At 60.6% G+C, this 21969-nt stretch carries 25 protein-coding genes and 1 pseudogene; 20 read left to right on the forward strand and 6 right to left on the reverse strand.

Annotation, left to right across the window (positions count from 1 at the left end):
- Positions 1-154: 154 nt before the first annotated feature.
- From J7E82_RS12735 to J7E82_RS12820, 19 genes and pseudogenes are all read left to right on the forward strand, one after another.
- A complete protein-coding gene (locus J7E82_RS12735) occupies positions 155-358 on the forward strand; it encodes a Flp family type IVb pilin (protein ID WP_214863178.1) in 204 nt (67 codons plus the stop codon).
- A gap of 9 nt (positions 359-367) precedes the next feature.
- Positions 368-793 carry a TadE/TadG family type IV pilus assembly protein gene (locus J7E82_RS12740; RefSeq protein ID WP_214863180.1) on the forward strand — a complete coding sequence of 142 codons (426 nt, stop codon included), beginning with the start codon at positions 368-370 and terminating at the stop codon, positions 791-793.
- Positions 781-933: pseudogene (locus J7E82_RS21030) on the forward strand (pilus assembly protein TadG-related protein); the annotation flags it as partial. The gene J7E82_RS12740 and the pseudogene J7E82_RS21030, both read left to right, overlap by 13 nt.
- Before the next feature lie 81 nt (positions 934-1014).
- A complete protein-coding gene (locus J7E82_RS12745; protein WP_251041865.1) occupies positions 1015-1836 on the forward strand; it encodes a hypothetical protein in 822 nt (273 codons plus the stop codon).
- A 46-nt stretch (positions 1837-1882) separates the two neighbouring features.
- On the forward strand, positions 1883-2629 hold the full coding sequence (locus J7E82_RS12750; RefSeq protein ID WP_308113800.1) for an RcpC/CpaB family pilus assembly protein: 747 nt from the start codon (positions 1883-1885) through the stop codon (positions 2627-2629).
- Positions 2626-3819, forward strand: a complete 1194-nt coding sequence (locus tag J7E82_RS12755) for an AAA family ATPase (RefSeq protein WP_214863183.1) — start codon at positions 2626-2628, stop codon at positions 3817-3819. Before J7E82_RS12750 ends, J7E82_RS12755 begins: the two co-directional genes overlap by 4 nt.
- Complete coding sequence (locus J7E82_RS12760; RefSeq protein WP_251041830.1) at positions 3819-5324, forward strand: CpaF family protein; 1506 nt, start codon at positions 3819-3821, stop codon at positions 5322-5324. The genes J7E82_RS12755 and J7E82_RS12760 overlap by 1 nt, the downstream gene beginning before the upstream one ends.
- On the forward strand, positions 5321-6265 hold the full coding sequence (locus J7E82_RS12765; RefSeq protein ID WP_214863187.1) for a type II secretion system F family protein: 945 nt from the start codon (positions 5321-5323) through the stop codon (positions 6263-6265). The genes J7E82_RS12760 and J7E82_RS12765 overlap by 4 nt, the downstream gene beginning before the upstream one ends.
- Positions 6266-6274: 9 nt before the next feature.
- Entirely contained in the window at positions 6275-7165 is an 891-nt protein-coding gene (locus J7E82_RS12770; RefSeq protein ID WP_214863189.1) for a type II secretion system F family protein, read from the forward strand.
- 344 nt (positions 7166-7509) lie between these two features.
- Positions 7510-7755, forward strand: a complete 246-nt coding sequence (locus J7E82_RS12775; RefSeq protein ID WP_214863195.1) for a Flp family type IVb pilin — start codon at positions 7510-7512, stop codon at positions 7753-7755.
- A gap of 55 nt (positions 7756-7810) precedes the next feature.
- The gene (locus tag J7E82_RS12780) at positions 7811-8050 is read left to right on the forward strand and encodes a Flp family type IVb pilin (RefSeq protein ID WP_214863197.1); all 240 of its coding nucleotides are present in this window, start codon (positions 7811-7813) and stop codon (positions 8048-8050) included.
- A gap of 101 nt (positions 8051-8151) precedes the next feature.
- Positions 8152-8526, forward strand: coding sequence for a TadE/TadG family type IV pilus assembly protein (locus J7E82_RS12785; RefSeq protein ID WP_214863198.1), 375 nt, complete (start codon positions 8152-8154; stop codon positions 8524-8526).
- Positions 8514-9557 carry a TadE/TadG family type IV pilus assembly protein gene (locus J7E82_RS12790; protein WP_214863200.1) on the forward strand — a complete coding sequence of 348 codons (1044 nt, stop codon included), beginning with the start codon at positions 8514-8516 and terminating at the stop codon, positions 9555-9557. Before J7E82_RS12785 ends, J7E82_RS12790 begins: the two co-directional genes overlap by 13 nt.
- A gap of 26 nt (positions 9558-9583) precedes the next feature.
- The gene (locus tag J7E82_RS12795; protein ID WP_214863202.1) at positions 9584-10357 is read left to right on the forward strand and encodes a Flp pilus assembly protein CpaB; all 774 of its coding nucleotides are present in this window, start codon (positions 9584-9586) and stop codon (positions 10355-10357) included.
- Positions 10354-11550 (forward strand): AAA family ATPase, encoded by a 1197-nt coding sequence (locus J7E82_RS12800; RefSeq protein ID WP_214863204.1) that lies wholly within the window; start codon positions 10354-10356, stop codon positions 11548-11550. Before J7E82_RS12795 ends, J7E82_RS12800 begins: the two co-directional genes overlap by 4 nt.
- Before the next feature lie 26 nt (positions 11551-11576).
- Entirely contained in the window at positions 11577-13052 is a 1476-nt protein-coding gene (locus J7E82_RS12805; protein ID WP_374223612.1) for a CpaF family protein, read from the forward strand.
- A gap of 6 nt (positions 13053-13058) precedes the next feature.
- A complete protein-coding gene (locus tag J7E82_RS12810) occupies positions 13059-13991 on the forward strand; it encodes a type II secretion system F family protein (RefSeq protein ID WP_214863208.1) in 933 nt (310 codons plus the stop codon).
- A gap of 7 nt (positions 13992-13998) precedes the next feature.
- Positions 13999-14883: a type II secretion system F family protein gene (locus J7E82_RS12815; protein WP_214863210.1), complete on the forward strand. Its 885-nt coding sequence runs from the start codon at positions 13999-14001 to the stop codon at positions 14881-14883.
- A gap of 127 nt (positions 14884-15010) precedes the next feature.
- Positions 15011-15466, forward strand: a complete 456-nt coding sequence (locus J7E82_RS12820; protein WP_214863212.1) for an Hpt domain-containing protein — start codon at positions 15011-15013, stop codon at positions 15464-15466.
- Positions 15467-15469: 3 nt separating this feature from the next.
- On the opposite strand, the gene J7E82_RS12825 is transcribed toward J7E82_RS12820, so the two are convergent.
- Entirely contained in the window at positions 15470-16258 is a 789-nt protein-coding gene (locus tag J7E82_RS12825) for a response regulator transcription factor (protein ID WP_214863214.1), read from the reverse strand.
- A gap of 258 nt (positions 16259-16516) precedes the next feature.
- Here J7E82_RS12825 and J7E82_RS12830 point away from each other — a divergent pair, with 258 nt between their 5' ends.
- Complete coding sequence (locus J7E82_RS12830; protein ID WP_214863215.1) at positions 16517-18187, forward strand: cell wall metabolism sensor histidine kinase WalK; 1671 nt, start codon at positions 16517-16519, stop codon at positions 18185-18187.
- A 25-nt stretch (positions 18188-18212) separates the two neighbouring features.
- Here the strand turns inward: J7E82_RS12830 and J7E82_RS12835 are convergent, their stop codons facing one another.
- From J7E82_RS12835 to rpsM, 5 genes are all read right to left on the reverse strand, one after another.
- Positions 18213-19103, reverse strand: coding sequence for a tRNA pseudouridine(38-40) synthase TruA (locus J7E82_RS12835; protein ID WP_214863217.1), 891 nt, complete (start codon positions 19101-19103; stop codon positions 18213-18215).
- A gap of 31 nt (positions 19104-19134) precedes the next feature.
- Positions 19135-19722: a 50S ribosomal protein L17 gene (rplQ, locus tag J7E82_RS12840; RefSeq protein WP_214863219.1), complete on the reverse strand. Its 588-nt coding sequence runs from the start codon at positions 19720-19722 to the stop codon at positions 19135-19137.
- Positions 19723-19788: 66 nt separating this feature from the next.
- Positions 19789-20799, reverse strand: a complete 1011-nt coding sequence (locus J7E82_RS12845) for a DNA-directed RNA polymerase subunit alpha (RefSeq protein ID WP_070347947.1) — start codon at positions 20797-20799, stop codon at positions 19789-19791.
- Between the two features lie 145 nt (positions 20800-20944).
- Positions 20945-21346, reverse strand: coding sequence for a 30S ribosomal protein S11 (gene rpsK / locus J7E82_RS12850; RefSeq protein ID WP_021472435.1), 402 nt, complete (start codon positions 21344-21346; stop codon positions 20945-20947).
- 51 nt (positions 21347-21397) lie between these two features.
- Positions 21398-21775 carry a 30S ribosomal protein S13 gene (gene rpsM / locus J7E82_RS12855; protein ID WP_214863221.1) on the reverse strand — a complete coding sequence of 126 codons (378 nt, stop codon included), beginning with the start codon at positions 21773-21775 and terminating at the stop codon, positions 21398-21400.
- Positions 21776-21969 lie beyond the last annotated feature (194 nt).

Consider the following 21969-nt stretch of genomic DNA (forward strand, 5'->3'; position numbering starts at 1 on the left):
GATCAACACGGCGTTCCAGACAATCGTCGGCGCCCTCTAGGGATCACTCACCACATAGGGGCGGCCCTGGCCGGTGACGCAACCTACCGTTGCCGCCGCCAGTGCCGCCCTCCTGTGTTTGCGAATGTCTGGGCTAATTCATTTAGGAGTCATCATGTTCGGTCTCATTTTGCCGCTGGTCAGGCGCGGCTCCAGCAAGCCACATTGTCCCCCGAGGTTCCGCGCCAATGAAGCAGGCGCGACTGCGGTGGAATACAGCCTGCTTCTAGCATTCATCGCCGCCGTGATCTTCGCTACGGTCGCCCTGATTGGCCCTGCGCTGCTGCCCGGATTTCAAACTGTCACTGCTGGATTGTAGGAGATTCCAATGGCAGCCAAAAGGAAACCGAAATCAGAGGCGGGGGCCGTCGCAGTTGAATTTGCGCTCATCATCCCCATCTTCCTGGTGCTGGTTCTCGGCATTATGGAATTCGGACGTGCCTTCAACATTCAGGTTTCGCTCTCTGAGGCCGCCCGCGAGGCCTCCCGCTATGCGGCAGTCAACTGTCCCAAGGCCGAGTACGACCCCGCAGATGCCAAGGCGGCTGCTCTGGCCGCCGCCCCTTCGGTGCCGCTCACTGTTAGCGACGTGAATATTCAGTACTCCGGCAGCGGCGTGTGCTCCGCGGTGAACAACGTTGTTGTGACCGTCAGTTACAACACTTCCTATATGACAGGCCTACCGGGACTGGTGCCCGGAATGCCGGCTGGCCTGAGTATCACGAGTAAAGGAGTTATGCGATGTGGAGGTTAGAGCAGGATGATCCCGAGCGCGGGGTTGTTGCACCGTTGACGGCGTTGCTACTCGTCGGCGTTCTGGGTATGACTGCCTTTGCTGTGGACGCAGCAACGATGTACTCAGAGCATTCACAGCTACAAAATGGGGCCGACGCCTCAGCTCTGGCCATAGCCCAGGCCTGCGCGGCTACTCCGCCAGGTCCCGATTGCTCAACTCCAAAGGCGGCTGCCGGCACAATGAGTAACGGCAACGCCTTGGACGGCCACAGCAACGCCCTCACGGCTACAGTGAGCGGCAGCGTTGTGGACGTGACCGTCCAGTCGCAGGATCCAGGGGGAAACAATCACTTTTCACTGGTATTCGCGCGGGTGCTGGGCATTGACATAGCCGACATTCGTGCGAGCGCCCGGGCCGAGTTCGGGCCGTATAGCGCAATCGACGGCGTTCCCCTGACCTTCTCGCAATGCGAATCCGACCCAACCTTCTTCAAAGGACTGCAATTCTTTCCCACCCACGGTTCAGGTCTCTCGCAGGATCCTGCCTACGCCTGTGAGCATCAGTCTTCGTCCGGGCATGAACTGCCTGGGGGTTTCGGTTGGTTGAAGGATCCCGATGGTGGCTGCAAGATGCACCTCGACATCAACGATCCTTGGGTGGAGGCCAAGCCGGGTAACAGCGTTGATTCAGCTTGCGACTCCCTGTTTGCCGATTGGAAGACTGAGCTGGAGGCCGGCGGGACGGTCGAGGTCCTCATTCCGATTTTCGACACGGCGTGTCCGAGCAAGGGCACCGGAACAGATCCTTGCGCGGACGCGCCTGCTGGCAAGTACTTCCGTATTGAGGCCTTCGCTCAGATTTCCATTCGGGGCTGGCATTTCAACGGCGGCGGAACCACATACTTCACGCCTGAGGCCGCGGCACTCAAGAAGGGGCTGAAGCTGAAAAACGATGACGAAGGTCTCTACGGAGAATTCGTCAAGAAAGTCACGCTTGCCGAGGCCGCAACTCTGGGCGGTCCGGGAACATACGGCGACATGGGCGTCCAACTGACCAAGTAGTCGAACAGGACTACTACCAAGCAATTCTCTAGCTAAGGAGAAAGAAGTGAAAACTCGCCTACTGGGAGGCATCGTCGCACTAGTGCTCGCCGTCGTTGGCAGCCTACTGCTCGTTTCATATGTACAGGGGGCAGAAGCCAGGGCACAAAAGGACCTGGCTCCGGTCGAAGTACTCGTAGTGCAAGCTCAGGTTCCCGAGGGGGCTGATCTTGAAAAGGTCAGGGCAGCAACGCAAGTGAAGACCCTGCCGGCGGCCTCAGTGCCGAACGGGGCGCTCAAGAACCTCGACGGCCAGGACGGCAAGGTCACCTCCGTTGCACTAATGCCGGGCGAAGTCGTGCTCGGCGGGCGCTTGGTGGAACCGTCCAGCCTCGCCGCCCCGGGGTCAGTTCCTGTCCCTGAAGGAATGCAGGAAGTCTCCGTCCAATTGGATGCACAGCGCGTTGTCGGTGGCCGGCTGTCGGCTGGTGACACGGTGGGCATAGTTCTGATGGCTGAAGGCACCGACGGGGCTCAAACTGCCCAGCAGGTGTTCCACCAAGTCCTCGTTACAAGCGTCCAGCGAGCCGAGTCCAAGTCCACCAACGGCACAGCTGAGCAGCAGGATCCGACCGCCAAGGCAAACACTCAGTTGCCCACCGGCGCCTTCATTGTGACCTTCGCTCGCACTGACATCGACGCGGCAAAGATTGCCTTCGCGGCGAAGTATGGCGATCTGTGGCTTACGAAGGAACCGGCTACTGCGACCGTGAGCGGGCCCCTGGTCATCAAGAATGCGGAGCTGTTCCGATGAGCCGCTTCGTAGTCATCACTCCCGACGCCGACTTCGGACACAGGGTTCGTCAAGCCACCTCTGGCATGCATGGGGGTGTTCAAGTCATTCAAGCCGACTACCTGCCGCCTAGTCCCGACGATGTCCTCAGGACGCTCTCGGGAGAGCTTGTTGAGGTGCTACTCCTCGGTCCAGGCCTCAACCTGGACACATCTATCGAAATGGCGAGTCTCTTCGATCTCCAATACCCCGAAGTCAGCGTGGTCCTTGTCACGAATGGGAGCGCAGACATTGCCCTTCCTGCCATGCGGGCGGGCATCAGGGACCTGCTGTCTCCAGACGCGGATGTGGATGCCATCAGGATAATGATGGAGCGGGCCAGCCTCGCTGCAGCAAGCCGGCGCCGAGGCCTTGGAGGCTCGGTGGAAGGGGGATCGCACAGTGGAAGAATCATCGCCGTCATGTCCCCAAAGGGCGGAGTCGGAAAGACCACTGTCTCAACGAATATCGCCGTCGGGTTGGCCAAGTTCGCCACAATGGGCGTAGTGGTAGTCGATCTGGACCTGCAGTTCGGCGACGTCGCTTCCGGGCTCATGCTTGAACCCGAGAAGACGATCGCTGATGCCGTGGTCGGTGCGGCAGCCCAGGACAGTATGGTCCTCAAGTCGTATTTGTCCGTGCACCCTGCTGGTATCTACGCGCTGTGTGCGCCGCTCAATCCCGCCCAAATTGAAAACATCTCCGCAGACCAGATAGGGCATCTTCTTGACCAGCTGGCCAACGAGTTTGAGTTCGTTGTGGTCGATACTGCTCCAGGCCTGGGAGATCACGTGCTCGCGACCCTTGACCGTGCAACAGACGCGGTATGGGTCTGCGGGATGGATATCCCCAGCATTCGCGGACTCAGGACCGGCTTGGGAATCTTGAATGAAGTTGGGCTGGTGCCTAGTAATCGACACGTCGTACTCAACTTCGCCGACAGGAAGAGCGGGCTTTCCCTGCAAGATGTCGAGGCCACAATCGGCTGTCCGGTGGACATCACCTTGCCGCGGTCCAGAACCCTGCCCTTCTCCACGAACAAAGGGGTCCCCCTCCTGCAAGAGGGGACAAAGGACCCCGCGACGAAGGGTCTCCGATCACTGGTTGAGCGCTTCCAGCCGGGTTGGGATTCCCGCCCGCATAAGAAACTTCACAGAAGGGCGGTAGTCTAATGAGCCTGTCAAAGCGACTAGCTGGCATCTCCGGGACAGAGGCGTCAACAGCGCGGAATACCTCCGGGACGGAACCCACAAATCCATCTCCGAACGCCCCTGTCTCTGAACCTGCAATGCGGCTTCGGAGCGTCACCGACGGCGACCCCTGGGCCGCCGCCAATACCAGTTCCAACACGTCCGTCCAGGAGGGTCTTGGTGCGCCGTCAGATGCCAGCCAAGCCATGACGGCCGTCAAGGAACGGGCCAGCGTTGCTCTTTATGAGCGAATGGGGTCGCGCATGACTGAATCGAGCATGGACGAACTGGAGCTTCACCAGTATGTGAGGGACGAGCTTCGTAGCATCATCGAAGAAGACGATATTCCCCTGTCCGCCGCGGAGCGAACACGCCTCGTCCAGGAAATCATTGACGATGTGATAGGACTCGGACCCCTTCAGAGGTTCCTGGAAGATGACAGTCTCACGGAAGTCATGGTCAATGGCCATGAAAGGATTTATGTCGAACGCGAAGGCAAGCTCCTTCTCACCAATGTCCGCTTCTCGTCCGAGGAGCACCTGCGAAAGATCATTGAGCGAATCGTTACTAAGGTCGGTCGCCGGATCGATGAATCATCTCCGCTCGTTGACGCCCGTTTGGCTGACGGTTCCCGTGTCAATGCCATCATCCCGCCTCTCGCTGTCGGCGGGTCATCTCTGACAATTCGTAAATTCGGCAAGACGCCGCTGACTATCAATAAGCTGATGTCCCTCGGCACAATCACTCCGGAAATGGCCGAACTACTACAGGCCTGCGTACGTGCACGGCTCAACATCATTGTGTCCGGCGGTACTGGAACGGGTAAGACGACGCTGCTGAACGTCCTCAGTTCCTTCATTCCTACCGACGAGCGAATTATCACGGTGGAAGACGCTGTTGAGCTTCAGTTGCAGCAGGACCACGTTGTGCGGTTGGAGAGCCGTCCCCGGAACATTGAGGGGAAGGGCGAAGTCCCTATCCGCGAACTAGTCCGCAACTCACTGCGTATGCGTCCGGACCGGATTGTGGTGGGAGAAGTTCGTGGCGGGGAATGTCTGGACATGCTTCAAGCCATGAACACTGGCCACGACGGATCTATTTCGACCGTACACGCCAACAGCCCTCGAGACGCCATATCTCGACTGGAGACCTTGGTCCTTATGGCCGGCATGGACCTTCCATTAAGGGCTATCAGGGAGCAGGTGGCGTCCGCCGTTAACCTCATCGTCCAAATTTCCCGCTTGCGGGATGGAACTCGGCGTATCACCCATGTCACTGAAGTCCAGGGCATGGAAGGGGAGATCGTCACGCTCCAGGATGCGTTCGTTTTCGATTACAGCGCAGGTGTGGACTCCGAAGGACGTTTCCTTGGCAAGCCCATACCCACTGGTGTTCGGCCGCGCTTCGTGGATCGCTTTGCCGAGCTCGGCATTCCGATTTCACCCGCAGTCTTCGGCGCAAGCTTCGGAGGAGGAGGTTACCGATGATCTCTTCAGGTCCTCTGTTCCTGGCCTTAGGACTGGGATTATGTTTCATCGCCGTCGGCATTGTCGTGGTGGTCTTGCCCGTGGGTCGCTCAGGCATTGCCCTCTCACGCAGACGGCCTGGTGCCGTAGAAAGCCCGAACGTCCTCACCAAAGTCGCAAACTCTGCTTCCGGCCTGATGGATCGGGCAGTCGGAGACAAGGCGAACTTCGGGCGGCGGGATGCGCTGGAGCAGGCTGGGATCAAGATGGGGCGAGCGGAGTTCAACCTGCTCATACTTTGCGCCTCCGTGCTGGCGGGGCTCATTGGTTTTCTCCTTGCGGGGATACTTGTGGGAATCCTCTTCCTGGTGCTGGGTCCCTTGGGAGCCATTATCATCGTCAAGATCTTGACGGGCCGCAGGAGGGCCAAGTTCGACCGGCAACTGGGCGATACGTTGCAAATGTTGTCCGGCGGCCTGCGAGCCGGACATAGTCTGCTTCGTTCCATCGACGCCGTCTCGATGGAAGCAGAGTCACCTACCTCTGAGGAATTTGCTCGCGTCATCGCCGAAAATCGTCTAGGGCGCGATCTGAAGGACTCTCTCGCCGACACCGCGCAACGGCTCCAGTGCGAAGACTTCGACTGGACCGCCCAAGCTATTGAAATTCATCGCGAAGTCGGAGGCGATCTTGCGGAGGTTCTCGATCACGTGGCCGGGACCATCAGGGAACGTGCCCAAATCAAGGGCCAGGTTAGGGCGCTGAGTGCGGAAGGACGGCTATCCGCCTATATCCTCATTGGGCTTCCCATCGGCATGTTCTTCTTTCTCCAATTCGCCAATCCGAGCTACCTCGGGGTTCTCTTCACGACTCTTCCCGGTTGGATTATGACGATTGTTGGGATCGTGGAACTCGCGCTCGGTTGGTTCTGGCTCAGCCGCGTTATCAAGATCAAGTTTTAGGGGGATGCAATGTCTATGATCGCATGGCTCTGTGTGGCTATGGTTGTTGTTCCCATCGCGGGACTTGTTTGGTCTCTCATTTCCGTCGACCGTGCCGGCCTCGCTGCCGTCAGATTGAACCTCACGAGGAGCAAGGGCGTCCAGACTGTTCGCCCAGCCGACTCGGAGCACTTCCGGTTTACCGAAATGGGAGAAAGGCTCGCTCCCAAGGGCTACACCTCCTGGCTTGACAAGCTTCTGGCTCGTGCAGGTCGGCCTGTGGGCATGCCACTTGCCCGCTTACTCGTCATCAAGCCTGCCTTGGCTCTTGTGGCCGCACTCCTCGGCTTGATGTTCGTTCTGGGCTCGCCCTCCGTCGGGAACTTCCTCTTGGCGCTATTCGTGACGGCACTTGCCTACATGATCCCTGACGTGCTGGTCCACAGCCGTGGTGCCACTCGGCAGAAGCAAATCGAGCTCGAGCTACCAAACATGCTTGATCAGCTGTTGATTTCCGTCGAAGCCGGACTCGGCTTTGAGGCTGCTATGTCAAGGGTCGGCAAGAACGGCAAAGGCCCCCTGGCTGCGGAAATCGTCCGCACCCTTCAGGACATGCAGGCAGGGCGAAGCCGTAAGGAATCCTACATAGCGATGTCACAACGCGTGGAAGTCCCGGACCTGCGTAGTTTCGTCCGGGCCATTGTTCAGGCTGATACCTATGGCATTGCTATCGCCTCAGTCCTCCGCGTCCAGGCGAAGCAGATGCGTATTAAGCGCCGGCAACGAGCCGAAGAGAAAGCCATGAAGCTTCCCGTGAAGGTCCTCTTTCCCTTGATCTTTTGCATCCTTCCGGCTTTGTTCATCGTAATCATCGGTCCGGCCGCTATTAATGTCGTGAGAAACTTCATGGGCAATTTTTAGCATGCCCCTCTAGACTGGGCCGCCCTCTTGGTACCCAGAGCCTTGGACGGCCCAAAGGGGCTCCCTTCCGGAACCCAGAGCCGGAAGGGAGCCGTCTAAAAACTCAATAGTTCCAACTCGAACTCCCGGCTTCGGTCTGGGAGTTCGAGGCGTTTAAGTGGGCTGATGTTGCGGGCGAAAAACGCAAGATAGACGCAGCGTTTCCTCAAGAAAAGCGCAGGTTCCCGAGACTTCACACAGGATGTGCCAAGGACCGGCCAGCGGAGTATTTGGCGTTGTTATGTTTTTTTACGAGCTGGTGCAGGACCAGCCCAATCCCCTCCCAACTCGCTCAGGAGTTTCAAATGCTTTCTCTCGTCGCAAATGTCCAGACTTTCGGGTTCTCGCTCTTGAACCGTCTTCGTGAAGAACGCGGTGCCACCGCCGTCGAATATGGCATCATGGTCGGCCTCATCGCCGTCGTCATCATCGTCGCCGTCACCCTCCTCGGCGGCACGCTTGACGACATGTTCACCCAGGTCCAGTGCTCCATCAGGGGCAAGGCGTACACAGCAGGTGCGTCGGCGGGCCTCGGTACCTGCGCGGCATAAGCACAGCGATCCGGATCGGCTGCCTACTCCCTTCACCCTCGCTCAGGAGTTTCAAATGCTTACGTTCTTCTCCAATATCGCATCCCACCTCCGCCGTGAGGAAACCGGCGCCACAGCGGTCGAATACGGCATCATGGTCGGCCTCATCGCCGTCGTAATCATCGTCGCCGTGACGCTCCTCGGAGGAACCTTGGACGACATGTTCACCCAGGTCCAATGCTCCATCAGCGGCAAGGTCTATACAGCGGGCGCGACGGCGGGTGCCGGTACCTGCGCTGCAGCTGGCAGCCCGTAGTACAAAACACGACACAAGCAGTCCGTCCTTTTGATGTGGCGGCAGGCAAATCTGCCGCCACATCTCGGAACAGCCAAACGCATTATTTGAAAGGCAGCACAATGCCCAGGGCATCAGAACGAGGAGCCGTAGCGGTCGAGTTTGCGATCCTGGCACCCCTCCTCGTCACGCTGCTACTGGGCATCATGGAGTTCGGCAATGCCTACAACGCCCAGATCTCCCTCACCAACGCGGCCCGCGAAGGGGTTCGCGTCATGGCCATCTCGAACGACAAGACGGCGGCGCGAACCGCAGCCAAAAACGCCGCCGTCTCACTCAACCCCAAGTTGACTGACGGGAACATCAGCTTCGGCGGGGCTTTTTGCGCGCCCGGTTCACAGATCGCGCTGACCATCAGCTACAACCTGCCCACCCTCACGGGAATCGCGGGCCCATTCACCATGACCGGTAAAGGAGTAATGCTATGCGGCGGCTAAGGGCTGACCATGGCTCCGAGCTCCCCGGTTCTGAACATGGCGGCATTGCAGTAATTGTCGCCCTCCTTATGGTTGTTCTCCTGGCTTTCGGTGCCATTGCAGTCGACGTCGGCACACTCTATGCCGAGCGCGCGCAGCTCCGGAATAGTGCAGATTCCGCCGCGCTGGCAATGGCGCAGAAATGCGCCAAGAACACCAACGACGTTGATTGCTCCACTAGCTCTGCGCTTGCCCGAAGCTTCGCCAACGGCAACGCCAACGATGGCCTGAGCAACATCAAGTCCATCTCCCTGGACAAAACCAATCGCTCAGTATCTGTCACCGCAGGAGCCCAGGAAGCGGGCAGGACCCCAAATGAAGTGTCCCTCTTCTTTGCCCGTGCTATGGGAATAGGCACGTCTGAAGTCACTGCACCATCCACCGTCCGTTGGGGAAGCCCCCTTGCCGGGCGTACCGCCTTCCCCCTCACTTTCTCCATCTGCCAGGTCAAAGACAACATAGGTGGAAGCCTGCAGCTCCTTCAGGACCACGGCCTAAACCAGAACGCCGATTGTATGTATGGACCCTCAGGGGCTGCAGTAGCAGGCGGTTTCGGTTGGTTGGTCCAGGACCCCGGAGTGTGCGGTGGGACCATCGACCTGTCTATCAACGAGGGCGGTAGCGACCCCGGCAACAACGCCCCCGGCAACTGCTCTACGATCTTGCAAAAGTGGGCAGATGAAATCAATGCCGGCCGTGACGTCACTGTCCTTCTTCCCATCTTCGACGCCGTCAGCGGTACGGGTAACGGCGCGAGCTACCACATGATTTCCTTCGCGGCCTTCAAGGTCAAGGGCTGGAAGTTCAGCGGTGGCAGCGACCTCCCCTATACCTTCCAAAACAAGGCTCCGCACGTCAGTTCGGCGTTGACGTGCGATGGCAACTGCCGCGGTATTATCGGCAGCTTCGTCAAGTACACCTCCTTGGCAGACGGCTACAGCCTCGGGCCAGTGGACCCCTACGGCGCCACCATCGTCCGTCTTTCGAACTAAACCTCACGCAAATTACAGGAGCAGCAATGAAGTCACGACTCGTGGCCGGCCTGGCGGCCGTTCTCTTGGCCGTCGTCGGCGCAGTAATGACTTTTTCCTACGCGCAAGGAGCCGACCAGCGGGCCGTCAAGGACCTGCAGCCCAAGGGCGTCCTCGTAGTTACCAAGGCCATCCCCGCAGGCACCCCGGTGGAATCGATGACGGCTTCCCTGGCTACCGAGCAGCTCCCTGGTACCGCCGTCGCAAAAACCGCCCTCGCCACGGTTGACGGCGAAGCTGGCAAGGTCGCCGCGGTCGATCTCGTGCCGGGCGAGCAGCTGGTGTCCGAAAGACTGGTTGCCCCTGCCGAGCTAAAGGCTCCCGGCGCGGTAGAGGTGCCGGCCGGCCTGCAAGAAGTTTCCTTTCAGGTGGAGCCGGTACGCGTGGTGGGCGGTCGACTCACTCCGGGTGACCACGTTGGCATCTTCATCTCCATGGAAAAGGGCGGCATCGAAGCCAAAGCCGACAAGGAAACTACGCAGCTTGCCATCAGGAAAGTCCTCGTGACGGCGGTCCAGCGTGCCCCCCAAGCGGCCGCTGCCCAGCCAACTCCCAGCGCCAGCCCAACTGACCCGGCAGCCAACCCCCAGGACACCACCCTCCCCACGGGATCCCTGCTCCTGACAGTCGCGGTCAAGGACACAGACGCCGCCAAGATCGTCTTCGCCTCCGAGTACGCCAGCATCTGGCTCAGCAAGGAACCCCTCGACGCCGCCGACAACGGCCGTGGCATCGTGACTCGACCGGATCTGTACAAATGAGCCGCTTCATCCTGATCACCCCTAACACCGATTTCGACTCCCGGCTTCGCCAGGCTGTGGCCGGCCTCTACGGCAACGTCCAGACCTACTTCACCAACATGCTTCCCGACGACCCCAGTGTGCTATTCGCCCAGCCGGATCCGGAGCAGCCGGAGGTCCTGATCCTTGGTCCAGAGGTTCCCGTGGAGGAAGCCCTTCGCCTGGCAATGGTCCTGGATGTCCAATTTCCTGAACTGAGTGTTGTCCTGGTCGGCGACCCGGATCCTTCCTTCGTCCTTCAGATCATGCGGACCGGCATTCGCGAGATCCTCAGCCCCTCAGCCGACCCAGCCCAGATCCGCGTTCTGCTGGAGCGGGCCTGCCAGTACCATGCGAGCCGTCGTCGCGTTCCCGCTGCCGCCCAGCCAGCAGCCGAAAGCCGCAAGGGCATGGTGATAGGCGTCTTCTCCCCCAAGGGCGGCGTGGGCAAGACGACCATTGCAACGAACATTGCGGTTGGGCTCGGCCAAATCGCGCCCATGAGCGTGGTGATCGTGGACCTGGATCTCCAGTTTGGCGACGTCGCGTCTGGCCTGTACCTGAACCCGGAACACACTGTCACCGACGCCGTCACCCCCGCCGCGAGCCGCGACACCCTCGTCCTCAAGGCCTTCCTTACTGTCCACCCCGCCAGCATCTATGCGCTCTGCGCGCCCAAGACCCCGGTGGACGCAGACAGCATCAGCGCAGATCAGATCACCCGTTTGCTGGAACAACTCGCCGACGAATTCCAGTACGTAGTGGTGGACACAGCCCCCGGCCTTCCCGAGGTCGGCCTGGCCGCCCTCGAGCAATGCACGGACGTGGTGTGGGTCAGCGGCATGGACGTTCCGGGGATTCGAGGTCTGCGTTCGGGCCTGGATGTTCTGCGACAACTAGAAATCCTGCCCGAAAGCCGGCACGTGGTGCTCAATATGGCGGACACGAAATTGGGACTCAGCGTCCAGGATGTGGAAGCGACCATTGGCGCACCGGTGGATATTAGCATTCCACGCTCCCGCGCGGTGGCACTGTCCACCAATCGGGGCGTTCCGCTGCTTCAGGAGTCGCCGAAGGATCCCGCAGTCAAGAGCCTCCAAGGCCTGGTCCAGCGCTTCAACCCTGCCTGGCGCTCCACAACCCAACGAAAACTACACCGACGGGTGGTCATCTAGTGAAGCTCTCCGAGAGAATCCATGCGGTGCAGGAAAAGGCCCACCCCGCGCCTACCGTACCTACAACGGCGCCTTCCCAGGCGTCCGCCGTCGGGGTTCTGGAGCGGCAGCCGGAGCATGGCGCCTTCCCCGGTGCCGGCTTCCCGACGTCGGCCTTCCCCAATCCGGAGGAGCAGTCAAAGACCAAAGCGGCCAGGCCGATCGATGCCTTCGCGACGCTCAAAGAGCGTGCTGCAACAGCATTGTTCGAGCGGATGGGCACCCGGTTCAGTGATTCCGCCGTTACGGAGCAGGAGCTCAGGACGGCGGCCCGGGAAGAGCTGAGCCGCTTCATCGACGCCGAACAGGTCCCTCTCTCCCCCGAAGAACGGGTGCGACTGGTCCAGGACGTGGCAGATGACGTGCTCGGGTACGGCCCGCTGCAGCGGCTGCTGGATGATAACGACGTCACTGAAATCATGGTGAACCGCATGGACCAGATCTATGTGGAGCGCAAAGGAAAGCTCACCCTCAGCGATTCCAGGTTCAGCTCCGAGGAACACCTCCGCAAGGTCATTGAGCGCATCGTCTCCAAGGTGGGACGCCGCATCGATGAGTCCTCGCCGCTGGTGGATGCGCGCCTGGAAGACGGCTCGCGTGTCAACGCCGTCATTCCGCCGCTGGCCGTGGGTGGATCCTCGCTGACGATCAGGAAGTTCAGCAAGACGCCACTCACGGTCCGCAACCTGATCGACTTTGGCACGCTGACTCCGGAGATGGCCGAACTTCTCAACGCCTGCGTCAAAGCCAAGCTCAACATCATCGTCTCGGGCGGTACCGGCACCGGCAAGACCACCCTCCTTAACGTCCTCTCCTCCTTCCTTCCCACCAATGAACGCATTGTCACCATCGAAGACGCGGTGGAACTGCAGATCCAGCAGGAGCACGTAGTGCGGTTGGAGAGCCGGCCGCCGAACACGGAAGGCAAGGGCGAGGTCACCATTCGCGAATTGCTCCGGAACTCGCTGCGTATGCGCCCAGACCGCATCGTGGTAGGTGAGGTCCGTGGTGGCGAGTCCCTGGACATGCTCCAAGCCATGAACACCGGCCATGATGGCTCGCTCTCGACGGTCCACTCCAACTCGCCCCGCGACGCCGTCGCCCGTCTGGAGACCCTGGTGCTCATGGCTGGCATGGACCTGCCGCTGCGCGCCATCCGGGAGCAGATCGCGTCCGCCGTGAACCTGATCGTCCAGATCTCGCGCCTGCGGGACGGTACCCGCCGCATCACGCATGTTACCGAAGTGCAGGGCATGGAGGGCGACGTCGTCACCCTCCAGGATGCTTTCGTCTTCGACTACTCCGCCGGCGTTGATGCCCACGGCCGCTTCCTTGGAAAACCTGTTGCCACTGGCATCCGTCCCCGCTTCATCGACCGCTTCGAAGACCTCGGCATCCACGTGTCGCCGGCAGTCTTCGCCACGCCACCATCAGCCGCACAAGCACCCGCCGGAAAGGCGTGAACCCTGATGCTCCTCGTTATCGCTCTCGCGCTTTCCCTCTCGGCCGCGGTCCTGCTGGGGTTCGCCTTTCTCGTTCCGGGAACCCCTGACGTTCCGCTAGACCGCCGACGGCCCTTTGAATTGGATCCGCCGTCGAAGCTGACACAACTGGCCGGTTCCACCGTCGGGGCCTTAGACCGCTTCCTCTCTGCCCGGACGCTCCGCCTGTTCAACCAGGAGGCACTGGAGCAGGCCGGACTGAAGATGCGGCAAGCGGAGTTCATGGTCCTCGTGCTGGCGGGTGCCGTCGTCGGGGCCCTTGCGGGCCTGCTTGTGGCCGGGATCCCCCTGGCCCTGATCCTGTTCGTGCTCTCCCCATTCGTGGCGCGCATTGTGCTGAATGTCCGAGCCGGAAAACGGCGGTCCAAATTCGATGAGCAGCTTGGCGACACACTTCAGCTGCTCGCAGGGGGTCTTCGCGCGGGTCACAGTATCCTTCGAGCCATCGACGCCGCTGCGGCCGAATCCCAGAGCCCCACGTCGGAGGAGATGCGGCGCGTCATTACGGAGACCAGCCTGGGCCGCGACATGCTGGCCTCGTTGAATGACACAGCTGAACGCATGAAGAACGAGGACTTTGTCTGGATTGGCCAAGCCATCCAAATTAACCGTGAAGTCGGTGGCAACCTCGCCGAAGTGCTTGATCAGGTCAATGAAACCATTCGCGAGCGCAGTGAGATCAAGGGACACATCAAGGCCCTTGCAGCCGAAGGCAAATTCTCCGCCTACATCCTCATCGCGCTGCCCATCGGCATCGTCGTCATGCTCATGACGGTCAACCCGGGATACATGAATGTAATGTTCACGCATCCGCTTGGATGGATCATGATCGGAGCTTCTGTTGTCCTCATGGCCATCGGAAGTCTCTGGATGCGCAAAATCATCAACCTGAAGTTCTGAGCCGATCATGAATCCGCTGATTCTCGCCTCCCTCCTCCTGGTATCCGTTCCAGTGGGCTATCTGGGATGGGCCATCCTGACCGTCGACCGCAAAACCCGCAGCGCGGCCCAGGACCTGCTCGCGCTTGGTCGTCCCGTCGTCGAGGTCAAGGAGCAGAAGTCCGGCGGCATCTTCGAGAAGATCGGCTATGCGCTCACTCCGCCCGCTTACGCCCGGAAACTGGACCGGCTGCTGTCGCTGGCAGGGCGTCCTCCCGCGTTTCCCCTGGGGCGCGTCCTCGCCGCCAAGCCAGTCCTCGGGGTGATCGGCGCCGTGCTCGGCCTGCTGATCAACACCGCCAGTCCGCAGCCGATCATCAAGCTCGTTGGCCTGTTTGTCATCGTCCTGGGATACTTCCTGCCGGACCTTCTGATGTACAGCAAGGGAAGCGAGCGCCAGAAGGCCATGCAGCTCGAACTGGCGAACACCCTGGACCAGATGCTCATCTCGGTCGAGGCAGGGCTGGGCTTCGAAGGTGCCATGGCAAGGGCAGGTGAAAACGGGAAGGGTCCCCTAGCGGAGGAGATCGTCCGCACCCTGCAGGATATGCAAGTGGGCAGGAGTCGCAAGGAGTCTTACCTGGCCCTCGCGGAGCGCACCAGCATTCCCGAGCTGCGAAGCTTTGTGCAAGCCATCGTGCAAGCCGACACCTATGGCATCGCCATCAGCCGCGTGCTTAGGGTCCAGGCAAAGGTCATGAGGGTCAAGCGGCGGCAGCGTGCCGAGGAGAAGGCGATGAAGCTTCCAGTGACGATCCTTTTTCCCCTGCTGTTCTTCATCTTTCCGGTCCTGTTCATAGCAATCCTGGGGCCGGCAGTCATCAACACCATCATGACTTTCAGTGGCCAGTGATGAACGCCGCACAGTTCGGGACCCGGGTAAACGCGAGGAATCGCCAGGCCATCAAGGTACGCTCAAGGTTTGCACAGGATCGGCTCGAGATCGGCAATTTCGGGAAAACAGAAAGTAGCCTTAAGCCATGTCCAATTCAGGCTCCAGCGAAGTTAACGACAGCGTCGACCAGAGCGTCGCGTCGATGACGACTGACAGCGCTGTGTTGCCTGACACCCAGGCAACCGAACTGCCACTTCTTGACCTTGCCGCATTCCAGATCCTCGAAGACCAGCTCGACAATCCCCTGATTGCCCGTAGCTTTGCCCGGGACTTCACCAAGCTGTGGGAGAAGCGGTACCGGACCCTGGCCGCGGCCATCGAGCTGGAGGACATCCCCGCCGCCGTAGATGCAGTGCTAAGCCTCAAGACCTCGTCCACGATGGTTGGTGGCGTCCGTCTTGCGGCCCTCGCTTCCCGCTTGGAGGACCTCATCCGGACACGCGACCTGCACGAAGCGATCCCCCTCCTTGCCTCGATCTCCGGCTGCGGAGATGCGACAGTGGAACAACTTCAGTCCAGCTACGTCCTTCGGAACGACTAGGTTCTAGTCCAGCCTCTTCGGTGCCAGCCTGTAGCCCACGCCGCGCACGGTCTGCAGGAATCGCGGTGAATTTGGATCTTCCCGGAGCTTTCGCCGAAGATTCCCGATATGCGTCTCGACTGCCCGCTCGTCGGCTTCGCTGATGTACGAATCCTGGTCGTAGAACTCTCCGCGGGCCGCCCGTACAAGATCGGCCTTGGTCCTCACTGCGCCCTTGGCACGAAGAAGATCGAACAAGAGGTCGAACTCACTCCGGGTAAGGGTCAGTACGTCCCCGCGAAGCGCCACCATGCGCGACTTGTAGTTCAGGGCAAGCCCGTTGTGCTTGAGTACCCCATCCTCAGCGTTGGAAGGGGCTGCCGGGCTGGAAGGTGCCACCGGAGCCGGGGTTTCCGGCTCGGGCTTGGCCCCAGAGACCCCGTTCCTTGGCCTCCTCATCATCGCAGTCACCCTTGCACGGAGTTCGCGCGGCAGGAACGGTTTGGTCATGTAATCATCCGCCCCTGTGAGGAAGGCGGTCAGGGTGTCTGGCTCGTCATTGCGAGCAGTCAGCATGACCACATACGCATCGCTGAATTGGCGGATACGGCGGAGAACCTCGTAGCCGTCCATGTCCGGGAGCCCGACGTCCAGGGTGATAATGCTTGCCTTTTGATGGCGCACGACCTCGACGCCGTCGCGCCCTGTCGAGGCCGAATGAACCTCAAAACCCGCGTCCTTCAGGACTGCATGCACGAGGTTTCGGACATCTTCGTCGTCCTCGATAACTACAGCGACCCCAGTCTCACTCATGGCTATCCTTATGTCCGGTGAAAACCACCGCATTGCCCAGCGCAAATGCGGGAAGCATCATCAGAATACCTAGGCTACAAGCCATAGGATCATTTAGCACCTACAATGCGAAATATGCTCCTAACTGAAGCTGCAAGTCAAATGTGCCATGCCTGCCATATTCCGTAATCCGAGGAGCATAATTGTTGCATGCGTTCGTGGTCTCAGAAATGGGCGAAACGGTACGGAGCTTCCAATTAATCGATGCAAGGGAGCGCCGTGGCTGAACAAGTACTGATGCGGGGGGCAGGCAGGTTCTTTAGGCGGCTCGGCCCCCGGGCTCAGGTAGCTCTTTGCGAGCTTCCGCTGACTCTGATTGTTGGTGGAGTGGTTATTGCCGCACCCGCTATTTGGCCCAGCGTGCTCCAGAATCCAATGTTCATCTCGGGCATTATCCTGCACGGAATCCTCTTCCTGTGCTGCCTGCTGATCCCGTGGGAACGGTTGGCTCCCCACTACACCATGGTCATCCCCATTCTGGACCTGTTTGGGATTTTCCTGACGAGAAATGGCGCCTATCCCATAATTCCCGGCTTGAGCCTGCTGGCAATCTTCCCAGTGATTTGGCTGGCAGCATCCGGTATGCTCGCCCGCACGGGCCTGATCCTGAGCCTGCTAGGGCCGTTCCTTATTTCACTCCCGCCTTTTATAGCGCATCTTCCGAATCCCACCGGCTCCGACATCTCCGGCATCCTGCTCTTGCCCCTCATGATGTTTGCAGTGGCGCTTTCCATCCGTTTTGCCAGCGCAAGCGCCAGGCTGCAGCAACGCCGGGTTAAACAGCGGGACGTTGCGCTGAGGCAATTGTTGACGGCAAGTCGCGAACGGGAAAGGCTCCTGAAAACCATTCTGGACGCCACCGACGTCGGAATTGTGGCTGTTGATCCGAACGGCAAGATCATTCGGACGAATAACCAACATAAGATCTATCAGCAAATGGCAGGCAGTGAAGAGAGCTCTGTGGATGGTGACCGGGAACTAATGGTCTTCAGCCCAGACCGGAAAAGTCCCCTTCCCCCCGAGAAAAGGCCAATCCGCCGCGCCATCAGGGGTGAGACTTTTGCGGACTATCTCGTATGGATTGCCTCCGGCCATGAACAAAGGGCATTGTCCACTGCCGCCCGCAGCATGACCGACGACGACGGGCGGTTCAGCGGTGCGGTGGTGGTCTACAGTGACATCACCAACGTAGTCGAAGCCCTCACCGCCAAGGACGAGCTGGTGTCCAACGTCTCCCACGAATTCGGCTCACCCTTGACCTCCATTCTGGGAAACCTGGACCTGGTGCTGAACGGTTCCGAGAACCTGTCTCCGGAGACGTTGCGGCACCTTGAAGTGGCCATGCGTAACGCCGAGCGGCTGCGAGCCCTGGTGTCAGACCTGCTGCTCTCGGCGGCGGCGGTCGAGAGTGTCCATCCAAGGCGAACGGACATGGCAGGCCTGGTGCAAAACAGTATGGTCAGCGCCCAGGCCCAAGCCGAGGCGGCGAACGTGGACCTCGTGGCCGACGTTCCTGCGCCCCTCTGGGCCAACGCGGATCCACTGAGGATAGGGCAGGCACTCGACAATCTGGTCTCAAACGCGATTAAGTACTCCCCCGGCGGCGGAGTCGTGAAAGTCAGCGCTCGCAGAACGGACGGCTGGGTACGCCTCGAGGTTGCCGATACCGGTATGGGAATGACTCCGGAGGAATCGTCCAGGATCTTCACCCGTTTCTTCCGGACCACTGCCGCGCGTGAGGCGGCCATTCCCGGCGTCGGCCTGGGCCTGTCCATCACGCGAAACATCGTAGAGCGCCATGGCGGAACTATTGCGTGCAGCAGCCTGCCCGGCAAAGGCAGCACCTTTACGCTCACGCTTCCCGTGGATGGGGAGAACGGCGAGTCCTGAGGATCGGATGCCCGCTGAGCAGCGCCTACTCCCTCAGCGCCCGGGTCAGCTCGGCACGGGCCAAAAGCTCGCCGTCGGAGGGGTAAGCAACTTCCTCAAGGATCAGCGGATGCGGCGCAGCCAGCACTGACTTCGCGTCTCGCACCCCGGCAGCGAGGCGCTCCGAAAGCCACTGGGGCTCCTCCAAACGCTCGCCCACGCGAAGGGCAGATCCAATCAGCGCGCGCACCATGTTGTGGCAGAAGGCATCGGCCTGGACCGTCACGTCGATGATGCCGTCAGAACCGCGGGAGAACTCGAAACGCTGGAGATCCCGTAGGGTTGTCGAACCCTCTCGAGGCTTGCAGAAGGCACGGAAATCGCGCAGGCCCAGCAAAGTGGCAGCACCTTCGTTGAGCAGCTCGACCTCAACGTGGTTCTTGTGCCACAGAGTGAGGTGCCGCAGGACCGGGTCCCACAGTTCAGGACCGTCCGCAATCCGGTAGCTGTAACGGCGCCAGAGCGCGGAGAACCGTGCGTCAAAACCCTCGGGTGCCACGGCGGCTTCGTGCACCTCGATGGCACCGGAGTTCACTCCGAGTACGCGGCTCAGCGCACCGCGCAACCGGCGGAGAAGCGCGACGGCGGGGTCCACTTCGCGTCCGCGGGCAAGGGTTTCCCACTCCTCGGGGCGGAGGTCCAGGTGCACAACTTGCCCGCGCGCGTGAACGCCGGCGTCAGTGCGCCCGGCCACCGTCACTCGAAGGGGGCGTCGCAGGATGAGTTCAAGGGCAGCTTCCAGGGATCCCTGGATCGTGAGGAGTCCGGGCTGCACGGCCCAGCCGCTAAAGGGGCCGCCGTCGTAGGACAAATCGAGGCGGATACGCAAAAACCCGCCGCCCCCCAAAATGGGGGCAGCGGGTTCCTGGTGGTTCATAGACTCAAGTCTATGTGAAGGATCTAGCGAATTACTTCGCGTCCTTGGGGGACTCTCCAGCAGCTTCCTCAGCGGCCGGAGCTTCCTCAGCCTCAGCCTCGGCGGGAGCCTCAGCTTCAGCTTCTGCAGCTTCGGTCTCTGCGGCTTCGGTCTCTGCGGCTTCAGCCTCAACGACCTCTTCCTCAGCCACAGGAGCGGCAGCCGGAGCAGCCTTCTCGGTAGCGGCGGTAGCCTCAGCCACAACAGCCTGCTTCGGGGAAACGGGCTCCAGGACCAGCTCGATGACAGCCATGGGAGCGTTGTCGCCCTTGCGGTTGCCGATCTTGGTGATGCGGGTATAGCCGCCATCGCGGTTGGCAACAGCGCCGGCGATGTCCGTGAACAGCTCGTGGACGATGCCCTTGTCACTGATCAGGCCCAGGACGCGGCGGCGGGAAGCGAGGTCGCCACGCTTGGCGAAGGTGACCAGGCGCTCTGCGTACGGCTTCAGGCGCTTGGCCTTGGTAACCGTGGTGGTGATGCGCTTGTGCTCGAAGAGCGATGCTGCCAGGTTCGCGAGCATCAGGCGCTCGTGAGCCGGACCGCCTCCGAGGCGCGGACCCTTAGTGGGGGTAGGCATAGTTATTTCTCCTGTTGTGAAGGCCGTCCTTGTCCCGGCGGGGACCAGGAGGCCAAGATCTGCTTGTTAGAGCTCGTCGTCGCTGAACGCGGCGTCGTCCTCTTCGATGGCTGCGGCGCGGGCTGCCAGGTCGAAACCGGGAGGGGAGTCCTTGAGGGACAGACCCAGTTCAACCAGCTTGGCCTTGACCTCATCGATGGACTTCGCACCGAAGTTACGGATGTCCATCAGGTCAGCCTCGGAGCGGGCAACGAGTTCACCCACGGTGTGGATGCCCTCACGCTTGAGGCAGTTGTAGGAACGGACCGTAAGGTCCAGATCCTCGATCGGCAGGGCCATGTCGGCTGCCAGGGCAGCGTCCGTTGGCGACGGGCCAATCTCGATACCTTCAGCTGCGGTGTTCAGCTCACGGGCCAGACCGAACAGTTCCACCAGGGTGGTGCCTGCGGAGGCCACTGCATCGCGCGGAGCGATGGCCGGCTTGGTCTCGACATCGACAATCAGCTTGTCGAAGTCGGTGCGCTGCTCAACACGGGTGGCTTCCACGCGGAAAGTCACCTTCAGCACCGGCGAGTAGATCGAGTCCACCGGAATGCGGCCGATCTCGGAGTCGCCGGATTTGTTCTGAGCTGCCGAAACGTAGCCGCGGCCGCGCTCGATGGTCAGTTCGAGTTCGAACTTGCCCTTCGAGTTCAGCGTGGCAATGTGCAGATCCGGGTTGTGGAATTCGACGCCGGCCGGCGGAGCGATGTCCGCGGCGGTGACGACTCCGGGGCCCTGCTTGCGCAGGTAAGCAACAACCGGCTCGTCGTGCTCAGAGGACACGGAGAGGTTCTTGATGTTCAGGATGATCTCGGTGACATCTTCCTTGACACCCGGAACCGTGGTGAACTCGTGCAGCACACCATCGATCCGGATGCTGGTTACGGCAGCACCGGGGATGGAGGAGAGCAGGGTACGGCGGAGGGAGTTGCCGAGGGTGTAACCGAAACCCGGCTCCAGCGGTTCGATGATGAAACGGGAGCGGTTCTCGGATACAACTTCTTCAGACAGGGTGGGGCGCTGTGCAATGAGCACTTAGGTTTCCTTTCAGCGAGCATCCGCTATATGACGCAACACAGGTGGTGGAAATCGGCATTGGCTTCCAGCCGGAGCAGCCGGGCCCGGCCAGGGACAGTAAAACTGTCCAGGCAGGCCCGGCCACTCAGGCACGGAAAGTCAATTAGACGCGGCGGCGCTTCGGCGGGCGGCAACCGTTGTGGGCGCTGGGGGTGACGTCCTGGATGGAGCCAACCTCGAGGCCAGCGGCCTGCAGCGAACGGATTGCGGTCTCGCGTCCGGATCCCGGGCCCTTGACGAAAACGTCAACCTTGCGCAGACCGTGCTCCTGGGCGCGCTTTGCAGCAGCCTCGGCAGCCATCTGGGCAGCGAAGGGGGTGGACTTACGGGAGCCTTTGAAGCCAACCTCACCGGCGGAAGCCCAGGAGATTACAGCACCGGTCGGGTCCGTGATGGACACGATGGTGTTGTTAAAGGTGCTCTTGATGTGCGCCTGGCCCAGCGCAATATTCTTCTTATCCTTGCGACGCGGCTTACGTACCGCTCCACGAGTCTTCGGGGGCATTATTTCTCCTACAGAAAGTTATCGGGGGAAAACCGAGCTAATCCCGGGGGATTAACGTCCGGCCTTCTTCTTGCCGGCGACGGTCCGCTTCGGACCCTTACGGGTACGTGCGTTGGTCTTCGTACGCTGACCGCGTACGGGCAGGCCCTTGCGGTGGCGCAGGCCTTCGTAGCTGCCGATCTCGACCTTGCGGCGGATGTCAGCGGCTACCTCGCGGCGAAGGTCACCCTCAACCTTGTAGTTGCCTTCAATGTAGTCACGCAGCTGGACCAGCTCGGCGTCGCTCAGGTCCTTGACGCGGATGTCAGGGCTGATGCCAGTGGCAGCCAGGGTTTCGTGTGCACGGGTCTTGCCCACGCCGTAGATGTAAGTAAGCGCAATTTCCAACCGCTTTTCGCGGGGAATGTCTACGCCAGCGAGACGAGCCATAGTGGCGGTACTCCTTGAATAAACCGGAGGTCGTAGGCAGTACACCCACACTTTCAGTGTGGCCCCAGCCTCCGACCGGGGGTTCGCTGTCCGGGCTCTATGTTGCTCAATGTCCCAGCGCAGCTTGTGCTGCCTTTATTTGCTTGCGTGGGCACAGCCCAGGTTTGCCCTTTCGGGCACTGATTCCCGGAAGG

The sequence above is a fragment of the Arthrobacter sp. ISL-30 genome (assembly GCF_018613855.1).
GTDB lineage: Bacteria > Actinomycetota > Actinomycetes > Actinomycetales > Micrococcaceae > Arthrobacter.

Excerpts from the sequence above, each read along its gene's own strand:
- J7E82_RS12735 (WP_214863178.1), top strand. The coding sequence starts at position 155 with ATGTTCGGTCTCATTTTGCCGCTGGTCAGGCGCGGCTCCAGCAAGCCA.
- J7E82_RS12740 (WP_214863180.1), top strand. The coding sequence starts at position 368 with ATGGCAGCCAAAAGGAAACCGAAATCAGAGGCGGGGGCCGTCGCAGTT.
- J7E82_RS12745 (WP_251041865.1), top strand. The coding sequence starts at position 1,015 with ATGAGTAACGGCAACGCCTTGGACGGCCACAGCAACGCCCTCACGGCT.
- J7E82_RS12755 (WP_214863183.1), top strand. The coding sequence starts at position 2,626 with ATGAGCCGCTTCGTAGTCATCACTCCCGACGCCGACTTCGGACACAGG.
- J7E82_RS12760 (WP_251041830.1), top strand. The coding sequence starts at position 3,819 with ATGAGCCTGTCAAAGCGACTAGCTGGCATCTCCGGGACAGAGGCGTCA.
- J7E82_RS12765 (WP_214863187.1), top strand. The coding sequence starts at position 5,321 with ATGATCTCTTCAGGTCCTCTGTTCCTGGCCTTAGGACTGGGATTATGT.
- J7E82_RS12770 (WP_214863189.1), top strand. The coding sequence starts at position 6,275 with ATGTCTATGATCGCATGGCTCTGTGTGGCTATGGTTGTTGTTCCCATC.
- J7E82_RS12775 (WP_214863195.1), top strand. The coding sequence starts at position 7,510 with ATGCTTTCTCTCGTCGCAAATGTCCAGACTTTCGGGTTCTCGCTCTTG.
- J7E82_RS12780 (WP_214863197.1), top strand. The coding sequence starts at position 7,811 with ATGCTTACGTTCTTCTCCAATATCGCATCCCACCTCCGCCGTGAGGAA.
- J7E82_RS12785 (WP_214863198.1), top strand. The coding sequence starts at position 8,152 with ATGCCCAGGGCATCAGAACGAGGAGCCGTAGCGGTCGAGTTTGCGATC.
- J7E82_RS12790 (WP_214863200.1), top strand. The coding sequence starts at position 8,514 with ATGCGGCGGCTAAGGGCTGACCATGGCTCCGAGCTCCCCGGTTCTGAA.
- J7E82_RS12795 (WP_214863202.1), top strand. The coding sequence starts at position 9,584 with ATGAAGTCACGACTCGTGGCCGGCCTGGCGGCCGTTCTCTTGGCCGTC.
- J7E82_RS12800 (WP_214863204.1), top strand. The coding sequence starts at position 10,354 with ATGAGCCGCTTCATCCTGATCACCCCTAACACCGATTTCGACTCCCGG.
- J7E82_RS12810 (WP_214863208.1), top strand. The coding sequence starts at position 13,059 with ATGCTCCTCGTTATCGCTCTCGCGCTTTCCCTCTCGGCCGCGGTCCTG.
- J7E82_RS12815 (WP_214863210.1), top strand. The coding sequence starts at position 13,999 with ATGAATCCGCTGATTCTCGCCTCCCTCCTCCTGGTATCCGTTCCAGTG.
- J7E82_RS12820 (WP_214863212.1), top strand. The coding sequence starts at position 15,011 with ATGTCCAATTCAGGCTCCAGCGAAGTTAACGACAGCGTCGACCAGAGC.
- J7E82_RS12825 (WP_214863214.1), bottom strand. The coding sequence starts at position 16,258 with ATGAGTGAGACTGGGGTCGCTGTAGTTATCGAGGACGACGAAGATGTC.
- J7E82_RS12835 (WP_214863217.1), bottom strand. The coding sequence starts at position 19,103 with ATGAACCACCAGGAACCCGCTGCCCCCATTTTGGGGGGCGGCGGGTTT.
- rplQ (WP_214863219.1), bottom strand. The coding sequence starts at position 19,722 with ATGCCTACCCCCACTAAGGGTCCGCGCCTCGGAGGCGGTCCGGCTCAC.
- rpsK (WP_021472435.1), bottom strand. The coding sequence starts at position 21,346 with ATGCCCCCGAAGACTCGTGGAGCGGTACGTAAGCCGCGTCGCAAGGAT.
- rpsM (WP_214863221.1), bottom strand. The coding sequence starts at position 21,775 with ATGGCTCGTCTCGCTGGCGTAGACATTCCCCGCGAAAAGCGGTTGGAA.